This window comes from Nocardia sp. NPDC051030, assembly GCF_040683015.1.
Classification (GTDB): domain Bacteria; phylum Actinomycetota; class Actinomycetes; order Mycobacteriales; family Mycobacteriaceae; genus Nocardia.
This window is the reverse complement of the sequence record NZ_JBFBCD010000003.1, coordinates 170757-189405: the sequence shown is the minus strand read 5'-3', so window position 1 is coordinate 189405 and position 18649 is coordinate 170757. Positions and strand designations below refer to the sequence as shown.

15 protein-coding genes are annotated in these 18649 nt (G+C 65.9%); 5 read left to right on the top strand and 10 right to left on the bottom strand.

Annotation, left to right across the window (positions count from 1 at the left end; translation table 11 throughout):
* Window positions 1-43: 43 nt before the first annotated feature.
* The 4 genes from AB0N05_RS09935 to AB0N05_RS09920 all read right to left on the bottom strand — a co-directional run bounded on the left by AB0N05_RS09935 (window position 44) and on the right by AB0N05_RS09920 (window position 8014).
* Window positions 44-2413 (bottom strand): RelA/SpoT family protein, encoded by a 2370-nt coding sequence (locus AB0N05_RS09935; protein ID WP_364690177.1) that lies wholly within the window; start codon window positions 2411-2413, stop codon window positions 44-46.
* Window positions 2414-2627: 214 nt separating this feature from the next.
* The gene (locus AB0N05_RS09930; protein ID WP_364690174.1) at window positions 2628-4223 is read right to left on the bottom strand and encodes an ATP-binding cassette domain-containing protein; all 1596 of its coding nucleotides are present in this window, start codon (window positions 4221-4223) and stop codon (window positions 2628-2630) included.
* 12 nt (window positions 4224-4235) lie between these two features.
* Complete coding sequence (locus AB0N05_RS09925) at window positions 4236-5828, bottom strand: ATP-binding cassette domain-containing protein (protein ID WP_364690171.1); 1593 nt, start codon at window positions 5826-5828, stop codon at window positions 4236-4238.
* Between the two features lie 203 nt (window positions 5829-6031).
* Entirely contained in the window at window positions 6032-8014 is a 1983-nt protein-coding gene (locus AB0N05_RS09920; protein WP_364690168.1) for a peptidoglycan DD-metalloendopeptidase family protein, read from the bottom strand.
* A 150-nt stretch (window positions 8015-8164) separates the two neighbouring features.
* Here AB0N05_RS09920 and AB0N05_RS09915 point away from each other — a divergent pair, with 150 nt between their 5' ends.
* The gene (locus AB0N05_RS09915; protein ID WP_364690165.1) at window positions 8165-8455 is read left to right on the top strand and encodes a hypothetical protein; all 291 of its coding nucleotides are present in this window, start codon (window positions 8165-8167) and stop codon (window positions 8453-8455) included.
* A gap of 84 nt (window positions 8456-8539) precedes the next feature.
* Complete coding sequence (locus tag AB0N05_RS09910; RefSeq protein ID WP_364690162.1) at window positions 8540-8827, top strand: hypothetical protein; 288 nt, start codon at window positions 8540-8542, stop codon at window positions 8825-8827.
* A 76-nt stretch (window positions 8828-8903) separates the two neighbouring features.
* Here the strand turns inward: AB0N05_RS09910 and AB0N05_RS09905 are convergent, their stop codons facing one another.
* The 6 genes from AB0N05_RS09905 to AB0N05_RS09880 all read right to left on the bottom strand — a co-directional run bounded on the left by AB0N05_RS09905 (window position 8904) and on the right by AB0N05_RS09880 (window position 16486).
* Window positions 8904-9476 (bottom strand): adenine phosphoribosyltransferase, encoded by a 573-nt coding sequence (locus AB0N05_RS09905; RefSeq protein WP_364690159.1) that lies wholly within the window; start codon window positions 9474-9476, stop codon window positions 8904-8906.
* 37 nt (window positions 9477-9513) lie between these two features.
* Window positions 9514-11220 (bottom strand): ABC transporter substrate-binding protein, encoded by a 1707-nt coding sequence (locus AB0N05_RS09900; protein ID WP_364690157.1) that lies wholly within the window; start codon window positions 11218-11220, stop codon window positions 9514-9516.
* 113 nt (window positions 11221-11333) lie between these two features.
* Complete coding sequence (secF, locus tag AB0N05_RS09895; RefSeq protein WP_364692253.1) at window positions 11334-12557, bottom strand: protein translocase subunit SecF; 1224 nt, start codon at window positions 12555-12557, stop codon at window positions 11334-11336.
* A gap of 26 nt (window positions 12558-12583) precedes the next feature.
* The gene (secD, locus tag AB0N05_RS09890) at window positions 12584-14302 is read right to left on the bottom strand and encodes a protein translocase subunit SecD (protein WP_364690154.1); all 1719 of its coding nucleotides are present in this window, start codon (window positions 14300-14302) and stop codon (window positions 12584-12586) included.
* 98 nt (window positions 14303-14400) lie between these two features.
* On the bottom strand, window positions 14401-14799 hold the full coding sequence (yajC, locus tag AB0N05_RS09885; protein WP_364690151.1) for a preprotein translocase subunit YajC: 399 nt from the start codon (window positions 14797-14799) through the stop codon (window positions 14401-14403).
* A gap of 193 nt (window positions 14800-14992) precedes the next feature.
* Window positions 14993-16486: an NAD(P)/FAD-dependent oxidoreductase gene (locus AB0N05_RS09880; protein ID WP_364690148.1), complete on the bottom strand. Its 1494-nt coding sequence runs from the start codon at window positions 16484-16486 to the stop codon at window positions 14993-14995.
* A gap of 93 nt (window positions 16487-16579) precedes the next feature.
* On the opposite strand from AB0N05_RS09880, the gene AB0N05_RS09875 reads away from it, so the two are divergent.
* The 3 genes from AB0N05_RS09875 to AB0N05_RS09865 all read left to right on the top strand — a co-directional run bounded on the left by AB0N05_RS09875 (window position 16580) and on the right by AB0N05_RS09865 (window position 18638).
* The gene (locus tag AB0N05_RS09875; RefSeq protein WP_364690145.1) at window positions 16580-17203 is read left to right on the top strand and encodes a TetR/AcrR family transcriptional regulator; all 624 of its coding nucleotides are present in this window, start codon (window positions 16580-16582) and stop codon (window positions 17201-17203) included.
* Between the two features lie 58 nt (window positions 17204-17261).
* Window positions 17262-17819 (top strand): DivIVA domain-containing protein, encoded by a 558-nt coding sequence (locus tag AB0N05_RS09870; protein ID WP_364690142.1) that lies wholly within the window; start codon window positions 17262-17264, stop codon window positions 17817-17819.
* A 237-nt stretch (window positions 17820-18056) separates the two neighbouring features.
* Window positions 18057-18638, top strand: a complete 582-nt coding sequence (locus AB0N05_RS09865) for a Uma2 family endonuclease (RefSeq protein WP_364690139.1) — start codon at window positions 18057-18059, stop codon at window positions 18636-18638.
* Window positions 18639-18649 lie beyond the last annotated feature (11 nt).

The window sequence follows — 18649 nt, the reverse complement described above, 5'->3', positions numbered from 1 at the left end:
GCAAGCGCCTCGGCGGTCGATGGGACTACCCGGTTCGTACAGGTCAGGCGGCCGAGGTCACCCGGTACACGTCGTAGACGCCTTCCACATTGCGGACCACATTCAGCAGGTGGCCGAGGTGCTTGGGGTCGCCCATCTCGAAGGTGAACTTCGAAATGGCAACGCGGTCACCGGAAGTGGTGACGGCCGCCGACAGGATATTGACCTTCTCATCGGCCAGCACCTTGGTGACATCGGACAGCAGGCGAGTGCGGTCGAGGGCCTCGATCTGGATGGCGACCAGGAATACCGAGGACGGCGACGGAGCCCACTTCACCTCGATAATGCGTTCCGGCTCGGCCCGCAGCGAATCCGCGTTCGTGCAGTCGGTCCGGTGCACGCTGATCGCGCCACCGCGAGTCACGAAGCCCATGATCTCGTCGCCGGGCACCGGGGTGCAGCACTTGGCCAGCTTGGCGACCGTGCCGGGCGCACCCGGAATCTCCACGCCCGCATCGCCGGTGGTGCGCTGGCGTGACGGAACCGTGGACGGCGTTGACCGTTCGGCCAGCTCGTTCTCGACATCGCTGACCCCGCCGAGCTGAGCCATGAGCCGTTGCACCACGTGATGCGCCGACACCTGGTTCTCACCGACCGCGGCATACAGCGCCGAGATATCGGTGTAGTGCAGCTCGTGCGCGAGCGAGCTCATGGCGTCCACGCTCATCAGGCGCTGCAAGGGCAGACCCGAGCGACGGACCTCCTTGGAGATCGCGTCCTTGCCCGCTTCCAGAGCCTCTTCGCGGCGTTCCTTGGCGAACCACTGCCGGATCTTGGCCTTGGCACGCGGGGACACCACGAAGTTGGCCCAGTCCCGGCTCGGACCGGCGTTCTGCGCCTTCGAGGTGAAGATCTCGACGACCTCACCGTTCTCCAGCTGCCGTTCGAGGGCGACCAACCGACCATTGACGCGCGCGCCGATGCAGCGATGCCCGACCTCGGTGTGCACGGCGTACGCGAAGTCCACCGGAGTGGACTTCTGCGGCAGCGTGATCACATCCCCCTTGGGGGTGAACACGAAGATCTCCGGCGACTTCAGGTCGAAGCGCAGCGACTCCAGGAACTCGGCCGGGTCCGCGGCTTCCCGCTGCCAGTCCAGGAGCTGCCGCATCCACGCCATGTCATCGACCTCGGTCGAATCATTGGAGTGCTTGCCCTTGGTCTCCTTGTACCGCCAGTGCGCGGCAATGCCGAACTCGGCGGTGCGGTGCATGTCCTGGGTGCGGATCTGCACTTCCAGGGGTTTGCCGTCCGGGCCGACCACGGTGGTGTGCAGCGACTGGTAGACGCCATAGCGCGGCTGCGCGATGTAGTCCTTGAACCGCCCGGCCATGGGCTGCCACAGCGAATGCACCACGCCCACAGCGGCATAGCAGTCCCGCACCTCATCGCAGAGGATGCGGATGCCGACCAGGTCATGGATGTCGTCGAAGTCTTTACCCTTGACGATCATCTTCTGGTAGATCGACCAGTAGTGCTTGGGACGGCCTTCCACGATGGCATTGATGCGGCTCGCGGCTAGGGTATTGACGATCTCCGCGCGCACCTTCGCCAGATAGGTGTCACGTGATGGCGCACGATCGGCCACCAGGCGCACGATCTCGTCGTACTTCTTGGGGTGCAGGATCGCGAACGCGAGGTCCTCCAGCTCCCATTTGACCGTGGCCATACCCAGGCGGTGCGCCAGCGGGGCGATCACCTCGAGGGTTTCGCGCGCCTTCTTGGCCTGCTTCTCCGGCGGCAGGAACCGCATGGTGCGCATATTGTGCAGCCGGTCCGCGACCTTGATCACCAGCACGCGCGGGTCCCGCGCCATGGCGATGATCATCTTGCGAATGGTCTCGGCCTCGGCGGCAGCGCCCAGATTGACCTTGTCCAGCTTGGTGACGCCATCCACCAGGTGCGCGACCTCGGACCCGAAGTCGTTGGTCAGCTCCTCGAGGGAGTACCCGGTGTCCTCCACGGTGTCGTGCAGCAAGGCCGCGACCAGCGTGGTGGTATCCATGCCGAGCTCGGCCAGAATGTTCGCGACCGCCAGCGGATGCGTGATGTACGGATCCCCGGACTTGCGGAACTGATGCGAGTGCTTCTCATCGGCCACATCGAAAGCCCGTTGCAGCAGGGCGAGATTCGCCTTCGGGTACAGCTCGCGATGCACGGTGGCGAGCGGCTCCAGGACCGGCTTGACGGCGGCGATCCCCCGCTGCCCGGTCATCCGGCGCGCCAGCCGGGCACGCACGCGACGGGACGCGGAAGTGGGCACGGCGGCGGGAGCATTACGAGGCGCGGGAGCGGGCTGCGCCGAAGCAGGAGGAGTCGCAGGCGCGCCGTCATCCGATTGCTCGGCGTTCGCCTTCTCCAGATGCTGTGTCATTCCACCACCTATCCCGGCCTCGATTCGGGGCACCTCATCGGACCGTTCAACCACCCAGACCACCCACTTTAGTCCTGGATTCATTTCGAGACCGGGACGCCGAATCTCGCCCGTCGGGAGCGGTCCGGAGGCTTGAACCTTACCCGCCTGCCCCGACACCGCGAGGCGGCATTGCGTCCGGATTGCTCCGATACGGAATCGCGTCCGTTTCGACTCACCCCCGCAGCGAACCGACCAGCCCGTCTGGAGTCAGCTCCAGGCGGCGGGTCACGCCTATCTCATCCACGAAGCGCGGGTCGTGGCTGACCACGATGAGTGCGCCCTGGAAGTCCGCGAGGGCCTCGGTGAGGTGTCGCAGGCTCGGGAGATCCAGGTTGTTGGTGGGCTCGTCGAGGAGGAGGAGTTTCGGGGCGGGGTCGGTGAGGAAGAGCATGGCGAGGGCCGCCCGGAGTCGTTCGCCGCCGGAGAGGGCTCCGGCGAGGACGTCGGCGGCGGTGCCGCGGAACAGGAAGCGCGCCAACTGGGCTCGAATCTGTTCTCCGGAGGCGTGCGGGGCCTCGATGGCCAGGTTCTCGAACACCGACTTGGAGTCGTCGAAGATGTCCAGGCGTTGCGGGAGCATGCGCCACGGCACCTTCGGCGGTTCCGCGCAGATGCGGTGCAGGAGAGTGGTTTTGCCCGCACCATTGCGGCCGGTGAGGGCGATGCGTTCCGGGCCGTTGATGCTCAAGGTTACGGTCGGACCGCATGCCAGTGGGATATCTTCCAGATCTATGACGTCCTGGCCCGGGTAGAGCCGGGTTTCGGGCAGGCGCACGCGGATTTCGCGGTCGTCGCGCAGCTTCTCCTCGGCCTGGGTGAGTTGGTCTTTGGCCTCGTCGACCTTGCCGATGTGAAGGGTGCGCATCTTCCCCGCCGAGACCTGGGCTTTGCGTTTGAGCCTGCCCGCCGCGACCCTGGGGATGCTGCCGCTGTCCTGCATGGCTTGGCCGTAACGACGGCGGCGGTCGATCTTGATGTGGGCCTCCACGAGTTCCCGGGACTGCTTGCGCATGTCATTGCGGGCATCGCGGACGGCCGAACGGGCGGCGTGCTGCTCCGCCTCGATGATCCGCTCGTACTCGGTGAAATTGCCTCCGAACAAACGGATTTCGCCCTCGCGGAGCTCGGCGACGCCATCGACGAGGTCGAGGAGTTCCCGGTCGTGGCTGACCGTGATCACGGTGCCCGGGAACTGCCCGACCACCTCGTAGAGGCGGTGCCGCGCCATGGTGTCGAGATTATTGGTCGGTTCGTCCAGCAGCAGCACGTCGGGCTCGCGCAGCAGTTCGGCTACGAGGCCGAGCAGGACTGTTTCCCCGCCGGACAGGGTATCCAGGCGGCGGTCGAGCTGTGCGATATCCCCTGCGACATAGTGCAATCCGAGCCTGCCGAGTAGGGCGAGCGCTCGTTCCTCGATGTCCCAGCCGGTGCCGACGGCTTCGAAGTCGGCGGGAGTAGCGGTGCCGGTTTCTATGCGGTGCAGTGCCTTTCGGATGTCGGCGATGCCGAGCACTTCGTCCACGCGCAGTCCGGCGGCCAGGCCGAGATCCTGACGGAGGTAGCCAAGGCTGCCGGACATGGTCACCGAACCGCGCGCGGGATGTAGTTCACCGGCGATCAGGCGGAGCAGGGTGGATTTTCCCGCACCATTACTGCCGACGAGGCCGATGTGGCCGGGGCCGAGCAGGCCGGAGACACCCTCGAAGACGGGGGTGCCGTCCGGCCAGATGAAGTAGAGGTCGGTGATGGAGAGGACGGTGGATGACATGCGAACTCCCTCCTATTCGGCCGGGCTGTCGGTGAGCCCGTCGGCCGAGAGTTCGACTCGGCGGGTCACGCCGATATCGGCGAGGAAACGCGGGTCGTGGCTGACCACGATCAGCGCGCCTTGGAAGCTCGCCAGGGCCTCGGTGAGGTGATCGAGGCTGGGGAGATCCAGGTTATTGGTCGGCTCGTCGAGCAGCAGCAGCTTCGGAGCGGGATCGGCCAGCAGGAGCATGGCCAGGGCCGCCCGGAGGCGTTCTCCGCCGGAGAGGGCTCCGGCGAGGAGGTCGGCATCGCTGCCTCGAAAGAGGAAGCGGGCCAGTTGCGCTCGGATCTGCTCGGCCGAGGCGTGCGGCGCGGTGGCCGCGACATTCTCGAATACCGACTTGGACTCGTCGAAGATGTCCAGGCGCTGCGGGAGCATGCGGAACGGGACCTTCGGTGATTCCGCGCAGATGCGGTGCAGGAGAGTCGTTTTGCCCGCACCATTGCGGCCGGTCAGCGCGATGCGTTCCGGGCCGGTGATCTTCAAGGTCACCGTCGGACCGCACGCCAATGTCACGTTCTCCAGGTCGATCACGTCCTGGCCCGGGTAGAGCCGGGTATCGGGCAGGTCGACCCGGATTTCCCGGTCATCGCGCAGGAGCTCCTGAGCCTGTGTCAGTTGATCTTTCGCCTCCTCGAGCTTGCCGATGTGGTTATTGCGCAGCTTGCCCGCCGAGACCTGGGCTTGCCGTTTGCGTTCGCCCATGACGATCTTGGGTTCCCGCTTGGTGTCCCACATCTTCTGGCCATAGCGCTCCCGGCGGTCGAGCTTGACCCGGGCCTCGACCAGTTCGCGCGCCTGTTTGCGGACATCGCTGCGGGCATCGCGAATGGTGGCACGGGCGGCCTCCTGCTCGGCCTCGATAATCCGCTCGTAGTCGGCGAAATTGCCGCCGAACAAACGGATTTCGCCCTGTCGCAGCTCGGCGACGGTGTCGACGAGGTCGAGCAGGCCGCGATCGTGGCTGACCGTGAGCACGGTGCCGGAGAACTGGCCGACGACCTCGTAGAGGCGCTCGCGCGCCACCTGATCGAGATTGTTGGTCGGCTCGTCCAGCAGCAGGACGTCGGGCTCGCGCAGGAGTTCGGCCACCAGGCCGAGCAGCACCGTCTCGCCTCCGGACAAGGTGTCCAGGCGGCGGTCCAGGTGCGCGATATCCCCTGCGACATAGTGCAATCCGAGTCGGCCGAGCAGTGCGACCGCCCGCTCTTCGATATCCCAGGCGGTGCCCACGATATCGAAGTCGGCATCGATGCCTCCGCCGGATTCGATGCGGTGCAAGGCTTTCCGGATCTCGGCGATGCCGAGTACCTCGTCCACCCGCTGCCCCACGGCCAAGCCGAGGTCCTGACGCAGGTAGCCGAGCCGCCCCGGCACGGTCACCGAACCGCGCGCGGGGCGCAGTTCACCGGTGATCATCCGCAGCAGCGTGGATTTGCCCGCGCCATTGCTGCCGACCAGGCCGATATGGCCGGGTCCGAGCAGGGCGTCGAGACCGTCGAATACGGGGGTGCCGTCCGGCCACGCGAAGGTGAGATCGGAAATAGACAGAGAAGATGACATGCGGACTCCTGAGGAAGTAAACGCGAAAAACGCGGCGCGCGAATGCGGGCCACACAGCGGTTACCTCAGAAGATCAACGCAATGACTCCGATCGGAGGGGATAAGAACGAGATCCAAGGTAGCGAACATCGACGCGACGTGGCAAGTACGAAAATCCGTGAGCCAGGTCTCAGCGGCGATTCACCGCTCGTCTCCACAGCGATTCACTGCCCGATGCGACGTGCCTTCATCCCGTTCAACAAGGGCGTCTCGGCGACCGTCCCATTGGGTTCGGCGTAGATCATCCGGCCATTGCCCTGATAGATGCCGACCGTCGCCGGGCCACGCGGGCCGAAGTTGCCGAACACCAGGTCACCGGCGGTGGCCTTGAGCAGCGAGACCTCGGTGCCGATCTCCCACTGCTGTTCGGCGGTGCTCGGCAGCGTGATGGTGCCACCGCTGGCGGTGAACACCGCGGCTACCGCCAGACCGGCCTCGTCGAAGCCGCCATTGGTGGGTCCGCCGGTGCCGCCGCCGCCGAAAACCCAACGGGTGCCGAGCCATTCGTGCCCGGCCGAGACGATCTGCGGGCCGAGCGCGGCCGCGGCGTCAGGCGTGAATCGGCCGCCACTGCCCATGCTGCGGAAACTCGCTTCCGCCGCAAGGATTCTCGCGACGTAGGGGCGGGTTTCACTGAAGTGTCCGGGCACCTGGTTGGGCATGCCGCCGGAGGCGAGCACCGCGCCCTCACCGGCGTTATAGGCGGCCACGGTGAGCTCGGTCAGGTCGCCGGACACCTTGCCCTCCTGCATCCAGCCCTTCACGGTCTGGGCGATGGCGCACATGTAGCGGCCCTGGCCGATGATGGCGTCGCCGTCGTCCCACAGGCTGGCGGTGCCGTTTCCGTCGGCGTCGATCACATACGGTTGCCCGTCGGGGGCGAGCGAGGCCGCTGTACTCGGCAGGAACTGGGCCAACCCCTGCGCCCCGGCGGGTGAGGTGAGGCCACGGCGGAACCCGGATTCGGCCTGCCCCTGTGCCGCCAGCAGCGAGGAGCTGATCTCGGGGCACAGCGACCCGGCGCGGCGGTACCAGACCTCGAGCTCGGGCGGCACCTTGCCGGAGGCGAGATTGCCTCCCGCGGTGCCGAATCCGTTCTCACAGTTGGGCACCGTCGCGGTCGGCAGGCTCGCGCCGGACAGCCACGGCATCGGATCGACCTGATGCCCGCCGGTCAGTCGCCCACCCGGCACCACCTCGAAATGCAGGTGCGCACCGGAGGATTCACCATTGGAGCCGACATCGGCGATGTGCTGACCCATGGTGACGATGTCCCCGGTGCGCACGAAGATGCCATTGTCGTACATGTGCCCGTAGACGGTGGAATAGCGCTTGCCACTCTCGTCGAGCGAGTCGATGACCACCCAGTCGCCGAAACCGGAAGCGGGACCCGACGCCACCACGAGCCCATCGGAGGCGGCGTAGATGGGAGTGCCCGCGGGAGCGGCCATATCGACGCCCATATGCGTGCCGCCGCGCGCACCGAACACATCGGAGATGGTGAAAGCGCCTGCGGCAAGCGGGTATTGGCGACGCCCGGCACCGCTGAGCCGTCCCGCCTCGTTCACCGTCCCCGGCATGGCCGCGAGCGAAACGCTCGGCGAGACCACCGGCACGGTCGACGTCGAGGCGGCCGCCTTGATGGTGACCTGCACCCGATCCATGTGATTGCGGGCCGTATCGCCGCGATCCTCGAGCGGATTCCACGCGATGCCCGCCGACGCCCCCGGAGTCCAGCTGCGCTGCTTCCAGATCACGTAGTCGATGCGGAAGGCGGCGGCGTTCTCCTGCAGGAACGACACGATCGAATCACCCTTGGCCTGATCCGCGCCGACAATGAATTCGACCGCGCGGCCTGCCCGATGGTCCGGGTACGCGTCGTCATTGATGACCCCGCGCATATCCATGGTCCCGAACCGCGCGACCGTACAGCGCAGCACCCGCAGCGCGCCGTCCTGCAATCCGGTCTCGGCGGCCAGCCCGGTGGCCGGGCAATTGGGTTCGGTGAGCGCGCTGGTCACGGAGGCGACCACCGGCGTGCCCGCACCGCAAGTCGTTTCGGAGGCGGGCAGGATGATCACCAGCACCAGCGTCACCAGGGCCAGGGCCGCGCCCAGTGCGCCGCCGACGAGGTATTTGGACTTCACGCCCGAACGCTCCCGGCTGCCGCGGTGATCACCCGGTCATCATGCCATGTCCGACACCCGCTTTCACGGACCGTGGAGCTGGGTTTACAGACGACACAGCCGAGACCGCACAGCCTGTTTGAAACGGCGGTCGGTGGGCATCACCGGAATATGCCTTACCTATACCGCACCTATCACGAAAGCGTCGGCGCACGCGTCGTCGCGGGGGTTGGTGGGCTGTTCGCCGTCATCGAGGCCATTTACATCCTCATGCTCGTGCTCGGGGCAGATCAGTCCAACCGGTTCTTCACCCTCATCAAGTCCTGGGCCGAGCCACTGGCCCTGTTCTTCCCCGGACTGTTCCACACCGGAGACGGCAACCTCGACATTGTGGTGAACTACGGCTTGGCGGCCGTCTTCTGGCTGGTCGTCACCGGATTCATCGCCCGCATGGTGGCGTAGCACCGAGCCACACCTGACGCCGCGACACTTGAAGACACGCTGAACGCCCGTTTTCCTCCGGCACACAACGGGCATTCCGTCGCTATGCCCTACACCGCCCACAATGAGGCCACCGCAGCCCGCATCATCGGTGCCGTCGGTGCGTTGTTCGCCCTTACCGAGGGCCTGTACATCCTGATGCAGGTGCTGAACGCCGACCCGGCCAATAAGTTCTACACCTTCATCAAATCGCTCGCCGAGCCCTTGGCGCTGTTCTTCCCGGGCCTGTTCCACACCGGGAGCACCAACCTCGACATAGTCCTGAATTATGGCCTCGCGGCGATCTTCTGGCTGATCGTCAGCGGATTCGTCGCCCGTGTGGTGGCCAGGTAGGGCGTTGCGAGATGAAAAGCAGTGGTGCTGCGACTCTCGGTCGCAACCCCACCGCTTTCATGCGGAACGGGCGTGCTCAGAGCTTCACGATGGAGGTCAGGGGGTAGTCGCCCTGGCGGTCGCGGCCGTTGAGGAAGCCTAGTTCGAGAACCACGGCGGCGGCGATGATTTCGGCGCCCGCGGCCTTGAAGAGCTCCGCGGCGGCGGCGAGGGTGCCGCCGGTGGCGAGGACGTCATCGAGGAGCAGGACACGGCGGCCCTTGAGATCGATGCCGTCGGCGGGGATTTCCAGTGCGGCGGAACCGTATTCGAGGGTGTACTCACGGCTGATGACCGGCGGCGGGAGTTTGCCCGCCTTGCGCACGGCCACGACGCCGGTGCCGAGCAGTGCGGCCACGCCCGCGCCCAGCAGGAAGCCGCGGGCGTCCACGCCCGCGACCAGGTCCGCGTCCGGCGCGCAGGACGCGAAGCAGTCCAGCACCGTGCGGAAGCCCTCGGCGTCCGCGAATACCGGCGTCAGATCGGCGAAACGCACTCCCGGCGTCGGGAAGTCGTCATGCCAGCGGGTCAGCCGCTCGACCGCCTCGGCGGCCCGGGCGGTGCGCCCGCCGACGACCTCGGCCGTCTCCATCATCTCGTGCTTGCTCATTCCACCCACTCCTCTTATCACCACGCCACCACGGCCATCACCGTTTCAGCACCCAGCGATCCATGTTCCAGCCCGCACCGGCCTTGGTGGGACTGGCAATCCCGTTCTCCATGCCGTCACCGAAGGCGATGGTGCGCGGCCCGGCGAACAGTGGGATCGACGGCATCTCGCTCCAGAGCAGGTTTTCCTGCTCGGTCAGCAGATTCAGCACGGTGGTCGAGTTCTCCTCCGCCGCAAGCTGATCCGAGATGGCATCGTAGCGGCCATTCCCGAACCTTCCGAAATTCAGGCCCTGACCTGTGCGCAATGCCGCAATCGCATCGGTAGCTGAGAGCGATCCGGACGGGCCCGGCAGGGCCGCGGTGCCGCCCAGAATGGCATCGACCTTGCCCTCGGTGAGCTGCGAGGCGGCGAAATCGGGACTGCCCGCGTCGACCACGGTGACGCCCGCGGCCTTACAGGAATCGGTGATCATGGCGATGGTCTGCGCGCGGCGCTCATCGGGACGCTGATAGCCGATGCGCACCGTCTGGTTCTGCAAGCCACTGGACTGGGCCGCCTGCGAGGCCGCGCCCTTGTCGCCGCCCTTGAACTTGTCCGCCGCGCCGGTCACCACCGGGTAGTACAGCGAATCCTGCTGCACCGTCCGCGAATTCAGCGGTCCGGAGCCCAGGCCGGACTTGGCCGTGAATCCCGGATGCCCCAGCTTGTCGTAGAGCTCGGCACGCGGCACGCACAGCGCGAAGGCCCGCCGGGCGTCGGCGGAGCCGAAGACACCGCCGGTGCCCAGCACCAGCTGCTCCGCCCCGCGCCCGGGCATATTCTCCGAGGAGAAGCCGCTCAGGCTCACATCACCGAGGGATCCCGCACCCACATCGAGCACGCCGATCGCCTTGGACGACACCTTGTCCTTGAGCCCGGAGTTGCGGTCCCACACCACAATTCGCGGTGTCTTGGCCTGATTGCCCCACCACTTCTCGTTCTTGGTCAGCACCAGGCCGTCCTTCGCATCGAAGGATTCGATCCGGTACGGCCCCGAGGACGGCAGCGCCGTCAGATCCAGCTTGCCGGGGGTGAGCTTCCAGCCGTTGTTCCAGAAGTCGGCGATCCGCTCCACCGTGCCCGGATCACCGGATTGCAAGGGGGCCACCAGGTTCGGCACCTTCACCGCGGTCGCGATGACGTGCGCGGGCATCAGCTCGGAGGCATTGAACAGCGTCTTCCACGCCGAATAATGCTTGCCCGGGCGGAATACCACGGTGGCGTCCTTGGACCCCGCCTGGCAGTCCACCCGCTCGATATCGCTGTAACCCGCGGTGCTCGCGGCGTCGAACTGCGGCACCGGCCCGCCCGGACCGGCCTTGGTGAACCGGCCGCTGCGCGCGGCCCAGGTCAGCACCAGGTCGTCACAGGAGGTGGGCGCACCGTCGGAGTAGACGCCGTCCGGATTCAACCGGTACTGGATGGTCTGCGCCTCGCCCGGCACCTCCTTGGCGGTGCCGGTATCGGTATCGGCCACCGGCTGCCCGTCCGGACCGGTGTAGAAGAACCCGGTCAGGACGCGCGAGAACACCGCCGCCGCACCACTGTTCGCGCCGAGCGTGCTGCCGCCGTTATAGCTGGCGACGACCGCGTCCACGCCGTAGCCGATGGAGGGCACCTGATTCTTGCCCCCGCATCCGGCCAGCAGACCGGCGCTCAGGACACCCGCCACCGCCACCACGAAACCGCTGCGCGCACGCACGCCGAGACGTCCGGAACCGGAGCGCCCCGGGGGCCGGTGAGACGTCCTCTTGCTGTCATCGATCGATTCGATCTCTTGCCGCCTCACCGTTTGCGACCCCCTGCGCATTCCCGTCAGTGCCTTCTCTTGTGTCGTTTCCCGCTGGGCCGCGATCCGGGGCGCGGACTGGCGCCTTCCCGGCGCGGTCCGGAACCATCCCGGCTGCCCGCGAAACCATTGGTCGCAGCGGCGGTTTCACGCGCCACCGGACGACCGGCCACACCCGCGCGCTGCGTCGCCGCCGCGCTCACGCGCTCCTCGGACTTACCGGAACGGCGATTGAGGACCTTCTTGGTGTGCGCGGCCACCGGGCCGAAGCGCTCCTTGATGGACACCAGCAGCGGCACCGCGAAGAAGATCGACGAGTACGCGCCGACGATCATGCCGACCAGCTGCACCAGCGCCAGGTCCTTCAGCGTGCCGACGCCCAGCAGCCACACCGCGATCACCAGCATGCCGATGATCGGCAGAATGCCGATGACGGTGGTGTTGATCGATCGCATCAGGGTCTGGTTGGCGGCGAGGTTCGCCTTCTCCGCATAGGTGTGCTTGCTCAAATGCAATACGCCGCGGGTGTTTTCCTCGACCTTGTCGAACACGACCACGTTGTCGTACAGCACGTAGCCGAGGATCGTGAGCAGGCCGATGACCGCCGCGGGCGTCACCTCGAAACCGACGAGCGAGTAGATGCCCGCGGTGACGATCATATTGAAGAACAGTGAGCCGATGGCCGCGATGGACATGTCGCGCTCGAACCGAATCGCGATGTAGATCATGGTCAAAAGGACGAACACCACCAGCGCGAGCAGCGCCTTATGGGTGATCTGCCCACCCCACGTCTCACTGATCTCGGCGACGGAGATCGCATTGCGATTGGCCTGGCCGCTCGAATCCTTCGGGTGGAAGGCCTCGAACAGCGCGGTCTGCAGGCGATCGGTCTGATCCTGGTTCAGGGTGTCGGAGCGAACCTGAATGGCCGCAGCGGAACCCGAGCCCACCTTCTGCACGGTCACCGGATCGTGGCCGAGGGTGGCCTTGTAGACGTCCTCCACCTTCGAGGTGGTGACATCACCGGCCGCGGGCAGCTGAATCCGCGAACCACCCGCGAAGTCGATGCCCAGGGTGAAACCGCGCACGGCGATGCTCGCCACCGCGATCACCACGAACAGCAGGCTCAGCAGGTAGTAGAACTTGCGCTTGCCGACGATCTCGAAACCGCCGGTGCCGGTGTACAACCGCTCGAACAGGCTGTGCTTGGACTGGTCCGACTCGAAGTCGAGCTGCGAATCGGTGTCCATCACAGGGCTACTGGAATCGCGCATGATCACGCCTCCTTCACGAGGACGCCGGCGCCGGCCTTGCGTTCACGGGCAATCTGAGCAATGGCGCCGAGACCGTTCACCGACGGCTTCGCCCAGAACGGCGAGCGCGACGCCAGCATCATCAGCGGCGAGGTGACGAGGTACAGCACGATGACGTCGAGCACGGTGGTCAGACCCAGAGTGAAGGCGAAGCCCTTCACCTGGCCGGCCGCCAGCAGGTACAGCACCGCCGAAGCGATCAAGCTGACCGTCTTGCCCGACAGGTTGGTGCGCTGGGCGCGAGACCAGCCGCGCGGCACCGCGGACCGGAAACTGCGGCCCTCCCGCATTTCATCCTTGATGCGTTCGAAGAACACCACGAAGGAGTCGGCGGTCATACCGATACCGATGATCAAACCGGCAATACCGGCCAGGTCCAGGGTGAATCCGATGGACCTGCCCAGCAATACGATCAGCGCGTACACGGCCGCACCGGCGGCGAGCAGCGAGAAACCGGCCAGGAAGCCGAGCATGCGGTAGTAGAGCAGGCAGTACAGCAGCACCGCGACCAAGCCGATGGCACCGGCGATCAGACCGGCCCGCAGCGAGGACAGACCCAGCGTGGCCGAAACCGTCTCGGCCTCGGAGGTCTGGAACGACAGCGGCAGCGAACCGTACTTCAGGGTGTTCGCCAATTCCTTGGAGGTGGTGCCATTGAAGCTGCCCGAGATCTGGGTGCTGCCACCGTACTGGCCGCCCGACTCCACGCGGGGCGCGCTGACGACCTTCGAGTCGAGCACGAAGGCCAGCTGCTTCTGCAGGTACTGGGTGGTGAGCTTGCCCCAGGTGTCCGCACCGGCGGACTTGAAGTCCACATTCACGACCCAGCGCGAGGACTTGGTGTCCAGCTGCGCGGAGGCATTGCTGATCTCCTGGCCGTCCAGGGCGCTCTTGTCGAGCAGGTAGACGGCGGTGCCGTCGGAGGAGCAGGCCACCAGCGGCAGGGTCGGATCGTCATTGCCCGCCAAGGGATCCGGCTTCGAGCAGTCCATGGTGAGCATGGCGGTCTGCTGAATCGTCTGATCGGTGCTCTGGCGCAAGGCCTTCGCCGCCGCGATCTCCGCCGCTTGCTGCTGCTGCGTGGTCTGCTGACCGGGGGTGGTCGGCGGCACCGAGGGGGTGGTCGGCGCCTGGGCCGGGAACACCCGATTCTGTGCGGCCGGAGCCTCGGTCGTCGGCGCGGCGGGCTCGGTGGTGGGGGCATTGGCGTCGGTCGGCGGGACCGCCGGAGCGCCCGACGGCGCGACCGAGGGAGCTCCCGAAGCCGGGGCCTGGCCGACCGGCTTGCCGTCCTTCACCTGCGGGGCGATGGTCTGCAGCACCGGGCGCACATACATCTTGGCGGTGGTCGCCAGCGACTTCGCCTGCGCGCCATCCTCACCCGGGACCGTGATCACCAGGTTGTCGCCCTCGATGACGACCTCCGAGCCGGAGACACCGAGGCCATTGACGCGCTTCTCGATGATGGTCTGCGCCTGGCGCAGGCTGTCCTGACTCGGCTTACCGCCGTCGACCGTGCGGGCGGTCAGCGTGACGCGGGTGCCGCCCTGCAAGTCGATGCCGAGCTTGGGCGTCGCGGACTTGTCTCCGGTGAAGAAGATCAGGCCGAACATGACGGCCACCAGTGCGGCGTAGACGCCGAGCAGGCGCAGTGGGTGCGCCGTTCCCTGGGAAGGTGGCACAGTACTTATCTCCTAGGCGGAATCGGGTGTGGAACGAGCGGGTACACACCGCAGCGCCATCGGCCGCCGGATCACGGCAGCCGATGGCGCTGGGAATGTCAGTCCTTGGTGAGCCGCGGAGCATCCTCGGCGGCTTCGACGCCATTGGCGGCGGCGTGATCGGCGGTGCCGTTGGTGGCAGCGCCGTTCGAGGAGGCGGCCTCATCGAGCTCGGCGGCATCATCGGGAGTGGTCTCGACAACATCCTCGGTGCGCACTTCGCGAATGGCGTGGCGCAGCCAGGTGGTGACGACATCCTCGGCGATCTCCAGATCGACGGTCGTCTCATCGGAGTCGACCACGGTGCCGTACAGCCCCGACGTGGTGACGACCCGGTCGCCGATCTTGATGCTGTCCTGCAATTCCGTCACCTTGGCCATCTCGCGCTTCTGGCGGCGGACACCGAGGAACATCGGGATGAGCAGAGCAACCAGCAGCAGCGGCAGCAGAAGGTCCATCGTCGAAGTCAGTCCTTAGTCAATGGTCGGATGGGTGCGTTTCCCCCACAGTCTGCCAGCAATGGCTGAGACAGGCCTCGCCGACTCGATTGTTCACAGACTTGGAGCGAACCTGCCGGTTCGAAGTGAGTGCCCTGCGGACACGCGACTGCGCGGTCGGCGCCGACTTGCCGACCGCGCAGTGCCCGCCCGATCAGGCCGACTTCGTCCCGTAGGTGTAGTCGTCGAGCGGGAAGCTGACGGCTTCGCGATGGGCGTTGAGGGTGCTCGTCGGGCGCAGCAGGGCCGCTTCGCCGTGCTGGTTGTAGTAGTAGCTGCGGGCAGTGGAGCACTGGCCGCTGTAGAAGACCGAGGAATCCAGCTTCGTGGTCACGCGGTCCAGGAATTCGGTGTTCGCGTGCTCGGTGACCTCGAAGACCTTCTCACCGCGGCGGAACATTTCACCGAACAGGCGGCCCATATGCTTCATCTGGGCCTCGATGGTGGTGAAGTAGGACAGGCCGCTGTAGGAGTACGGGCTGTTGAGGCTGATGAAGTTGGGGAACTTCGGCACGGTGATGCCCTCGTAGGCCTGGAAGCGATTGTCGCGCCAGAACTTTCCAAGGTTGACGCCCTCGCGGCCGATGATCTCGATGGCCGGGAAGTTGACGTCCCACAGGTTGAATCCGGTGGCCAGGATCAGGGTGTCGATCTCGGTCTTGTGGCCGTCGGCGGTGACGATGCCATCGGGTTCGATGTGATCGATGGAGTTGGTCTCCAGGCGCACATGGTCCTCATTGAACGTCTTGAAGTAGAGGTTCGAGAACGTGGGGCGCTTGCAGCCGAAGTCGTAATCCGGGGTGAGCTTCTTGCGGGTTTCCTTATCGCGCACCGAGGCCCGCAGATGCGCCTTGGCCAGCACACCGGCGGCCTTGTTCAGCGGCTTGGCCTGCTTGAAGTGCAGCACGCCGACCACCATGAGGGCTTCCAGCGCGGTGGTGTTGGCCAGGCGAGCGGCCTTCTGGGTCAAGGGAACTCGCTCGAAGAGCTTCTGCACCGGCTTGGGAATGGCGGTGTCGACCTTGGGCACGACCCAGATCGGGGTGCGCTGGAAGACGGTGAGGGCCGCGGCCTTCTTGGCGACCTCCGGGATCAGCTGCACGGCCGTCGCGCCGGTGCCGATAATGGCGGCCTTGCGGCCGGTCAGGTCGAAATCGTCCTCCCACGCGGTGGTGTGGATGATCTTGCCCTTGAAGGTGTCGATACCCGGGAACGGCGGGGTGTAGGGCTGCGACAGGAAGCCGGTAGCGGCGAGAATATAACGGGCGGTGAGGGATTCACCGTTCTCGATGGCGACCACCCAGTGCTGGTGTTCCTCGTCCCAGCGCGCACCGCCGACGACGGTATTGAAGCGCATGCGGCGGCGCAGGTCGTACTTGTCGGCGACATGCTCGGCGTACTTCTTGAGCTCGGTGCCCGGCGCGAACAGGCGCGACCAGTGCGGGTTGGGCTCGAAAGAATAGGAATAGGTGACCGAGGCGATGTCCACGGCCAGACCCGGGTAGTGGTTCACATGCCAGGTGCCGCCGAGGTCGTCCTCGCGCTCCAGAATCACGAAATTGCTCAGGCCGAGCCGATCCAGCTGGATGCCGGCCCCCATGCCGCCGAATCCCGCCCCGACCACGATGGCGTCGTACTGAGGTGCCACGCCGAACCTCCTGTATTCAAGAACCTGAAGAGATGAATCACATGTCACGGAATGACATCTCATTCCGTTTATGATCACCGTATCATCGGGGTCGTGACGAAGCCATCCTCGAGAATCGAACGCCGCAAGGCCGAACTCCGCCAGGAGATCATCGACACCGCGTTCGCCTTGTTCGCCGAGAAGGGCTATCACGCCACCGGCATTGCCGATATCGCCCATGAGCTGGGCATCGGGCACGGGACGTTCTACCGGTACTTCACCAATAAGCGCGACATCATCGACCATGTCATCGACGATCTGGCCGCCCGCATCATCGAATCGCTGGGCACCGAGAACGCACCCGACGCGGCCGAGAGTCTCGAGGAGTACCGGGCGCAGGTCGATCGCATCGGCGACTCGCTCAATCGCCTCCTGCTCGAGGATCACCGGGTGCCGCAACTGCTGCTGTTCCAGGCCACCGGCATCGACGCCGAACTCACCGCGCGCCTGTACGGCCTGCTCGATACCGCCGACACGCTGACGGCGGGCTACCTCGAACACGGTGTGGAGCTCGGCTACCTGCGTGCGGATCTGGACCCCGTCAATACCGCGCGGGCCGTCACCGGCATGCTCCTCGCCGCCATCATCCACGGCCTGCGCCGCCCGGAGGCGAAGGCGATCGACGACCTCAGCCAGGCCATACGCCGATTGCTCATCGACGGCGTCCGCAAGGACTGACCGAACCGCCCGGATTCGACTGGGGCGGCAGCAATTCGGACATGACCCCATTGGCACAATGACCCGCGTGACTCCCGAGGACGTCCGCCGCAAGCGCTTCGGCAACGCAGCGCCGGGGCAGCACGGCTACCACCCCGCCCAGGTGGACGCCTTCTGCGCGCGCATCGCCGACACCTTGCTGGGACGCGATCACCTCAGCACAGCCGATATCCGGATGGCCGAATTCGACGGGCCCACGCCAGGCAATCGGGGCTATGACATCGAGCAGGTCGATGAGTTCCTCGACCAGCTCTGTGTCGACCTCGAGTTCCTACGCAGAGGTCGGACGAGACTGCCCGCCGGGCGGGAGGAAGACCCCCTCACCCACGACGACGTTCTCCGCATCCAGTTCTCCGCTCCCCCATTCGGATTCTCGGGCTACCCGGCCGACGAGGTGGGAGCCTTCCTCGATCGCCTGGCCGCCACCCTCGCCCACCACGGGCCGAACGGGCTCACCGCCGACGAGGTCCGCACCACGGCATTCCACACCGCGCCCGCAGGCGTGGCGGCATACCACCGCGAAGAAGTCGACGCATTCCTCGACCTGGTCGCGCACCAACTGGAGAGCGCACAATAACGACGCCCGAACCGGTGAGGGAGCTGTGGTGGTGGGAAAACGAGCCGAATCCCACCACCAGAGCTCCCTCGGCGTAGTGCCCGGACTGAGATTCATTGCGAGATTCCACGTTCCCAAGTAGGCAACCGACAACATCGCCGGGCGCCCCGACGCGCCACCGAGTCGACGCGCCGCAATCACGATATTCTGGCGTCATCTTTGCCCCGTTGACCAGTGGCATCCCCGTATCGTCAGGACATGGCCGACGTGCATGAGTCACTCATGACCGCTGAGGAGTTCGAGGAACTCGCACGGGCGGCCGATCGTATTGCGGAAGGTGTGCGACTCGAGTTCATCGGCGGGCACCTGGGGGCCAAGACACTGCCTGATGGGGACCACGGACTGATCATCCAGTGGTTGATTCGCTTGTTCCTTATGGTCCGTCCCGAGTTGTTCCTGACTCCCGGACGAGGCTTGAAGGTCGATCGATACCGAGAGGGTCGCGCTCGACCAGACGGTGCGTTGGCGGGTGCCGACTCGTTCGTCGGCGTGGGCGAATGGGCAGATCCCATGCCGGTGCTCATGGTTGTCGAGGTGACGTCGAACGATCAGGACACCGAGCGTCGTGATCGGCGAGAGAAGCCGCGGGCGTATGCCGATACCGGTATTCCCGTCTACCTGCTGATCGACCGGGGCTCGTGCGAAATAAAGGTCTACAGCGAACCGAATGATGGTCGGTACGAACGCATTTTGACTGTGCCGTTCGGCGGCGTGGTGCATCTTCCCGAGCCCGTGGACATCGACATGGATACCGAACCCCTCAAGGATTGGGTGCGCTGACGATCAGACGC